General features: G+C 51.6%; 1 protein-coding gene. It reads left to right on the forward strand.

Features of this window, described 5'->3' with window-relative positions; all coding sequences use genetic code 11:
- Positions 1–288 precede the first annotated feature (288 nt).
- Positions 289–384, forward strand: a 96-nt coding sequence (locus EZM41_RS08320; protein ID WP_269778890.1) for an NAD(P)-dependent oxidoreductase, incomplete at its 3' end; no start/stop codon positions are given.

Raw genomic sequence — 384 nt, forward strand, 5'->3', positions numbered from 1 at the left:
AGAAGTAGTAAAGAGGGATGGAGAGGCTACATCTATGAGAGCCTCAGGCCATAGCGGATATGCCCCAGAAACAAAGATATTGTCTGCGCTGCTGTGTCGACATTGCTTCAAGCCTTGGCTGTTGGACTAATAGATGTATTGACCCTGAACGGCTTCAAAGGGCATCCCTCTCAAGTCGAAACCCTTTAAACTCGAAAGAAAGTCCCGGAATACCCCAACGCCTCTAAAAATAGAGGGAGGAAAAGAAACGCGCACCGCCTCCGGGCCTCTATCCCTCAGATAGCCATGATGAAAGATGGCGCATATTTGGTGAACGCGGGCAGAGGTGGCATCGTCGATGAGGCGGCGGCTTATGAAGCCCTGAAGAGCGGTAAACTTGCGGGG

The sequence above is a fragment of the Acetomicrobium sp. S15 = DSM 107314 genome, assembly GCF_016125955.1.
GTDB lineage: Bacteria > Synergistota > Synergistia > Synergistales > Thermosynergistaceae > Thermosynergistes > Thermosynergistes pyruvativorans.